The 6,193-nt window shown below is 41.6% G+C and carries 4 protein-coding genes and 2 tRNA genes; all 6 read right to left on the minus strand.

The genetic code is table 11. The features are described from left to right. The 6 genes from rsxC to ACWXWT_RS02840 all read right to left on the minus strand — a co-directional run bounded on the left by rsxC (position 1) and on the right by ACWXWT_RS02840 (position 6,135). Positions 1-2,472: an electron transport complex subunit RsxC gene (gene rsxC / locus ACWXWT_RS02815; protein ID WP_456040100.1), complete on the minus strand. Its 2,472-nt coding sequence runs from the start codon at positions 2,470-2,472 to the stop codon at positions 1-3. Next, positions 2,466-3,044, minus strand: a complete 579-nt coding sequence (gene rsxB / locus ACWXWT_RS02820) for an electron transport complex subunit RsxB (protein ID WP_456040101.1) — start codon at positions 3,042-3,044, stop codon at positions 2,466-2,468. The genes rsxC and rsxB overlap by 7 nt, the downstream gene beginning before the upstream one ends. 2 nt (positions 3,045-3,046) lie before the next feature. Further along, on the minus strand, positions 3,047-3,625 hold the full coding sequence (rsxA, locus tag ACWXWT_RS02825) for an electron transport complex subunit RsxA (protein WP_456040102.1): 579 nt from the start codon (positions 3,623-3,625) through the stop codon (positions 3,047-3,049). A 142-nt stretch (positions 3,626-3,767) separates the two neighbouring features. After that, positions 3,768-5,666, minus strand: a complete 1,899-nt coding sequence (locus tag ACWXWT_RS02830; RefSeq protein WP_456040103.1) for an EAL domain-containing protein — start codon at positions 5,664-5,666, stop codon at positions 3,768-3,770. Between the two features lie 291 nt (positions 5,667-5,957). After that, positions 5,958-6,033 (minus strand) — tRNA-Asn (locus ACWXWT_RS02835). Positions 6,034-6,059: 26 nt separating this feature from the next. Beyond that, positions 6,060-6,135 (minus strand) — tRNA-Asn (locus ACWXWT_RS02840). Between the last annotated feature and the right edge of the window lie 58 nt (positions 6,136-6,193).

The following is a 6,193-nucleotide window of genomic DNA, read 5'->3' on the forward strand; positions in this document are numbered from 1 at the left end:
TTATTGGTCCTCTTGCTTAGCACGGCTAGCCTGTTTTTTGGCTTTGGCTTTGGCTTTGGCGACAGCGGCGGCTATTTTAGCTTTTTTGTCATCAACGGGTTCGGCAGCACTTGCAGCATCAGCTTTAGTTGCTGCGTTATTGACATCATCCTCGACAATATTTTGTGCTGGGGATGATCCTGTCGCCGATGCGGCTTTTTTGGCTTTTGCTTTAGCGACAGCAGCGGCTATTTTAGCTTTTTTGTCATCAACGGGTTCGGCTGCACTTGCTACATCGGCTTTAGTTGCTGCGTTATTGACATCATCCTCGACAATATTCTGTTCTGGGGATGCTCCTGTCGCCGATGCGGCTTTTTTGGCTTTTGCTTTGGCGACAGCGGCGGCTATTGTAGCTTTTTTGTCATCAACGGGTTCGGCAGCACTTGCAGCATCGGCTTTAGTTGCTGCGTTATTGACATCATCTTCGACAATATTCTGTGCTTGCAGTGAACTATCTGCCAATGCGGCTTTTTTGGCTTTTGCTTTGGCGACAGCGGCGGCTATTTTAGCTTTTTTGTCATCAACGGGTTCGGCAGCACTTGCAGCATCAGCTTTAGTTACTGCGTTATTGACATCATCATTGGCAATATTTTGTGCTGGGGATGATCCAGTCGCCGATGCGGCTTTTTTAGCTTTAGCTCTTGCAACCGCTGCGGCAATTTGTGCTTTTTTATCATTTTCGGGAACAATATTTTCAGCGGGTATTTTTGTCGGTATCGCTTCAATATCATCTCCAACCACCTCAGATTGAGCGACTAAAGCTGCTTTTTTAGCTTTAGCACGTTCAATAGCCGCGCTTACAGCGGATTTCTTAGAATTGGCGCTGTCAATTGGCTGTGCTTTTGTATTTATTTGGGCTGTTGATGCGGTAGACTCGGACGTTATTGAACCTTGTGCTTGTGCTTTTTTAGCGGCGATACGGGCCATTGCGGCTGCCACAGCATCTTTATCACTAGACTTGGCATTGGCTTGACGTTTTGCAGCAGCCTGTTTGGCTTTTTCTTCTCGAGCGATTTTCTCATTTTCAAGGCGCTGTAGACGAGCCTCGAAGCGATTTTTGGCTTTTTCTGCTTGCACTTTCTCGTCTGCTGCAATTTTCAATGCAGATTTGGCCACCCGATAATATTCAACTAAAGGTATGTCACTTGGACAGACATAGCTGCAACAACCACATTCAATACAGTCTTTTAAATTAAAGCTTGCAGCTTTATCGTACTCTTCTGCTTTTGCATGCCAAAATAACTGTTGTGGCAACAATAATGCTGGGCAGGCGACTGCGCATTCTCCACAACGGATACAAGCTTTCTCGTCTGGATCTGGGGCGATTTCTGTGTGGCTTGGTGCCAGTAGGCAATTGGTACCTTTTAATATGGGGACATCAAGATGGGCTAATGCGTACCCCATCATGGGCCCACCCACAATAACCTTTTGTGATTGTTCAGGTTCAAAATTGACTTGGTTTAGGGCATCGGCGACGGTTGTACCAATTCTAAGCCAATAATTTCCAGGTTGTCTGACGGATTTCCCCGTTAGTGTGACGACACGTTCAATCAGTGGTTTACCTTGTAACACGGCATCTTGGATTGCATAAGCTGTACCGACGTTATGCATGACAATGCCAAGCTGAGCAGGTATTGCGCCACTGGGTACTTCTTTACCTGTAATGATCTGAATAAGCTGTTTTTCGCCGCCAGAAGGGTATTTTGTCGGGATAACCGTGACGCGAATAATGTCGTTAGGTAATGAGCTGCGAAGAATAGCGGACTCCATCGCTTGAGCTGCTTCGGGTTTGTTATCTTCTATTGCAATAACAATGCGTTGTGGATTAAGCAAACGATGGATAATACTTACCCCAGCGATAATTTCATCACTATGCTCTCGCATCAATCGATCATCAGCACTAATGTAAGGTTCACACTCTACACCGTTAATAATGACTAAATCAATCTCACTGGCTGGATTGAGTTTTACATGGCTAGGAAAAGCAGCCCCGCCCATTCCTGCAATACCTGCCAGTTTTATTTTTTCTAAAATGGCAACTTTTGATAATTGTTCAATATTTGCTGACGTAAGTTCACACCATGTATCTTTGCCATCAGCTTCAATGATACAGCTTAATACAGGCAATGAAGATGGGTGATTACTTGTGTGTTGTTCGATTGCGACAACCGTTCCTGAAGTCGGGGAGTGCACTGGTAAATAAGTAAACCCCATACCATCAGTGAGTGTTTGTCCTTTTAAGACTTTGTCGCCAACACTTACAATGAGTGTGGCTTGCTGTCCCACAAGAGGAAGTGGCACGATAAAACGAGACGCGAGAGGTAAGCATGAAATCGCTGTTTTATTCGATAATGTTTTCAGTTCAGGTGGATGGATCCCACCAGGAGAGCGCCACAATGTACCTTTATCTAATTGCTCTAATAACGTTAGCACCGTTTTTCCTCTTGCTCAGGATGGATCACATTTACTGGTATTGCGCGTAACTTCCAGTCCCAATTTTGTATTGTTGTTTCGACAGGGATCATATCAATACAGTCCACAGGGCAAGGCTCAACACAGAGATCACAACCGGTACAATCTTTGGCTATGACGGTATGCATTAACTTGCCGGCACCTAAAATAGCATCAACTGGGCAAGCTTGAATGCACTTGGTGCAACCAATACATTCATCTTCACGGATGTAAGCAACTTTTTTTACATTGCTTTGAGCTTCTTCACCTAATGCTTCGGGCTCAACACCCATTAATACGGCAATTTTTTCCATCGTGGCGGTTCCACCTGGAGGGCATTTATTGATTTTATCTCCATTAGCAATCGCTTCGGCATAAGGACGGCAACCAGGATAGCCACATTGGCCGCATTGAGTTTGCGGTAATAGTGCTTCAACTTGGTCAACAATAGGGTTGCCTTCGACTTTAAACTTTTTAGATGCAAAACCTAAAATAGCGCCAAAAATCAGCGCTAGAATACTTAATACAGCTACGGCAATTAAAATACTCGACATTGTTAGTTAACTAGCCCCGCAAACCCCATGAAGGCTAATGACATTAATCCCGCGGTTATCATGGCAATGGCACCTCCTCTAAAAGGTAAGGGGACGTCTGCTGCCGCTAACCGTTCGCGCATTGCAGAAAATAGAATCAATACTAATGAAAAACCTACCGCGGCACCAAAACCATAAACAGCAGATTGAATAAAATTATGGTCTTCATTGACGTTAAGCAATGCTACGCCTAATACAGCACAGTTGGTGGTTATTAATGGCAAGTAAATGCCTAAAGCCCGATGTAACGATGCACTGGTTTTTTGCACCACCATCTCGGTAAATTGCACTACTACAGCAATGACCAAAATAAAGCTCATGGTGCGCAAATAGTTGAGGTCAAATGGCTGTAACAGAAATTCATTGGTTAAATAGCTCAGAATAGACGCTAAGGTCAGCACAAATGTGGTTGCCATTGACATGCCAATAGCAGACGCTAATTTGCTCGACACGCCCATAAAAGGGCATAAGCCTAAGAATTTTACCAGTACGAAGTTGTTTACCAGCACTGTGCCGATTAACAGGAGAAGGTAATCTGTCATTGCTACATTTATATTTGACCAATAGATCCCAGTATTATCTTAGGTTTGGCGCCGATAAACAACGGATAAAAAATAAGGTTAAACATTAAATGTTCAACCTTAGAATAAAATCGGCTTTTTTTACCCAATATTAACCGTCTATTTACTGTTTGTTTAACAATAATTCAGGTTTGGCAATATAATATCCTTGTAAACCATCTACTAAGAGTTTTTCGAGAATGAATTTTTCTTCTTGTTTTTCGACACCTGTTGCAATTACGCGAATACTGATACGTTTGGCAATATCGACAATCATTCGGACGAAGAATTTATTATTATTGTCTTGTTCGATATTTTGACTGTAACTGCTGTCTAATTTTATAAAGTCTGGTTGGACTTCCCGGAAGAATTTAAATGAGGTAAACCCTAACCCGAAGCGCTCAATCGCAATTTTAGAGCCTACTTTATGTATCTCTGTAACGAATTGATGGCTTGATTCTAAATTAGTTTGCATTCCTGATTCATGAATTTCAAAGACCAATCGAGCAGCGATCCCCCGATGCTTGGACAATATATCTTTCAACCACATTGTAAAATTGTCTTGAAGCGCTGAAGAGGCACTAATGTTTACGCCCATTTTGCCAGTGATGGTTGGGTTTTCGGTGAGTACTTTAATCGTTTGTGTCACGATCATCTTATCTAATTCAACACTCATATCATAACGTTCGGCCATTGCAACTACAGTGGTCGTTGGCAAGTTTTTACCTTCGGAGTTATAAAATCGAGCCAATAGTTCACGATATATTTCGGCGTCGTTATTACATGGTTGAATAGGTTGTTGGTAGAATTTAATGCTTCGGCGATTGATTAAATCATCGATAGTGACTTTCCAATGATCATTACTGAATTGTTCATTACCCGATAATTTTTCCATTTGATAATAATGATTTGGCCCGAGAGTTTGCGCTACGCTGACGGCGGTATCGGCTAAAGCCATTAATGCGATTGGCTCATTTCCTTGTTCGTAGGGCACCATACCAGCGTGGGCGATGGAATCACTTTTTGTATTTTGAGCGTATTCGTCTAAATGGCATTTAAGTTGTTCTAAAAATGATTCGCCTTCATTAAGGGTTATTCTATCAATAAAAATAACAAAATCGCCGCTGGATATACGAAAGCAATAACTTAATCCAAGGTTTGATACCGATTTTCGAATGCAAGTGGCTAACTTCGCTAAATAATCATCACCAGCAGTACGGCCATATAATTGGTTGATAGTTGCCAGTTCTGCCGCTCGAACAACAACGAGAACACCATATTGTTGAGTTTTACTTTTAGCTATTGCTTCAATATGTTGTGTAAAGCGCTGACGCGTTGAAAAACCACTGACAGGGTCTTGGTAGGCCGCTTTAGTCAATTGCTCATTTTCTTTATGAATACGGTCTAAACTAAGCTTTAGTTGACTACGACAAATTTCTAAAGCATTCCCTATGGGCGCGAGTGCACCTGGAAAACGTGATTTCTCGATGGCGAGGAATGATAAGTCGGGAATGCGAGTAATATAGTCCGCTGCATAGTTTATTCGTTTACGATGCAATTGCATCAAAAATGCAAATAGCAACATCAACAAAATATAGGCCACAATCAGCAATATAGATGTTTGTTTAAAATCATCAACACTGGGAGTTAAGATGCTTTTTGTGTCTAATCGAATTTGCAAACGACCGTCAGGAAAGTCTTTAACATGTCCAATGTCAATGTGGAAAATGCTACTAGCAATATCATCTGACGGGCTTAACAAACTGCCGTGGGTAAAATTATTACTACTATCATTGTGATTAATGTATTGGAAAAACTGAAAAGTAAAGTTTTTTGACATGTGTTGGTACAGTGCTTCACCGCTGTCTTGCCAGTCGTCTATTGCTTGTACATATTGCAGATATTTTGCTTGTGCAAGCTCACCCTGTACGTGTGCTTCATTTTTCTCGACTGTATAAACTCGGTAAATTAATAAACCGAAGACGATAAAAAGAACAAGCTGAAAGGATCTTGATAAGCCCATAAAACATTCATTCCCATGAGTGTATTTGGTAAAAACAACTCGGCCTAGCACAAACCTAAACGGTCTGTGTTCGCTCTGCATCTTAAACCAAAAAATTAATGCTCTAAAATCGCGTATATAATAACCGATATCATAACAGATTAATTATCAATCTAAGGCATTATTTGTAATAGAAAAGAACAACAGAAACAAGCTAAATTTTATCGGTATTAATTACTGGGATAAGTGATTATTTGGACTTTTTCTGAATAGTGATATTGGCGGGCTAATTGAATGGAGGTAAGTTCATAATGGCTCCCCAAACTGGACTCGAACCAGTGACATACGGATTAACAGTCCGCCGTTCTACCAACTGAACTATTGGGGAAATGATTATGAAAGTAAATCTTGAAATGGCTCCCCAAACTGGACTCGAACCAGTGACATACGGATTAACAGTCCGCCGTTCTACCAACTGAACTATTGGGGAAGCGTGTAATTTCAATTTTATATCTCGATGGCTCCCCAAACTGGACTCCGAGATCTAT

It is taken from the genome of Shewanella sp. A22 (assembly GCF_053850585.1).

Coding starts and splice junctions, on each gene's coding strand:
- ACWXWT_RS02830 (WP_456040103.1), bottom strand. CDS start 5,666: ATGGGCTTATCAAGATCCTTTCAGCTTGTTCTTTTTATCGTCTTCGGT.
- rsxA (WP_456040102.1), bottom strand. CDS start 3,625: ATGACAGATTACCTTCTCCTGTTAATCGGCACAGTGCTGGTAAACAAC.
- rsxB (WP_456040101.1), bottom strand. CDS start 3,044: ATGTCGAGTATTTTAATTGCCGTAGCTGTATTAAGTATTCTAGCGCTG.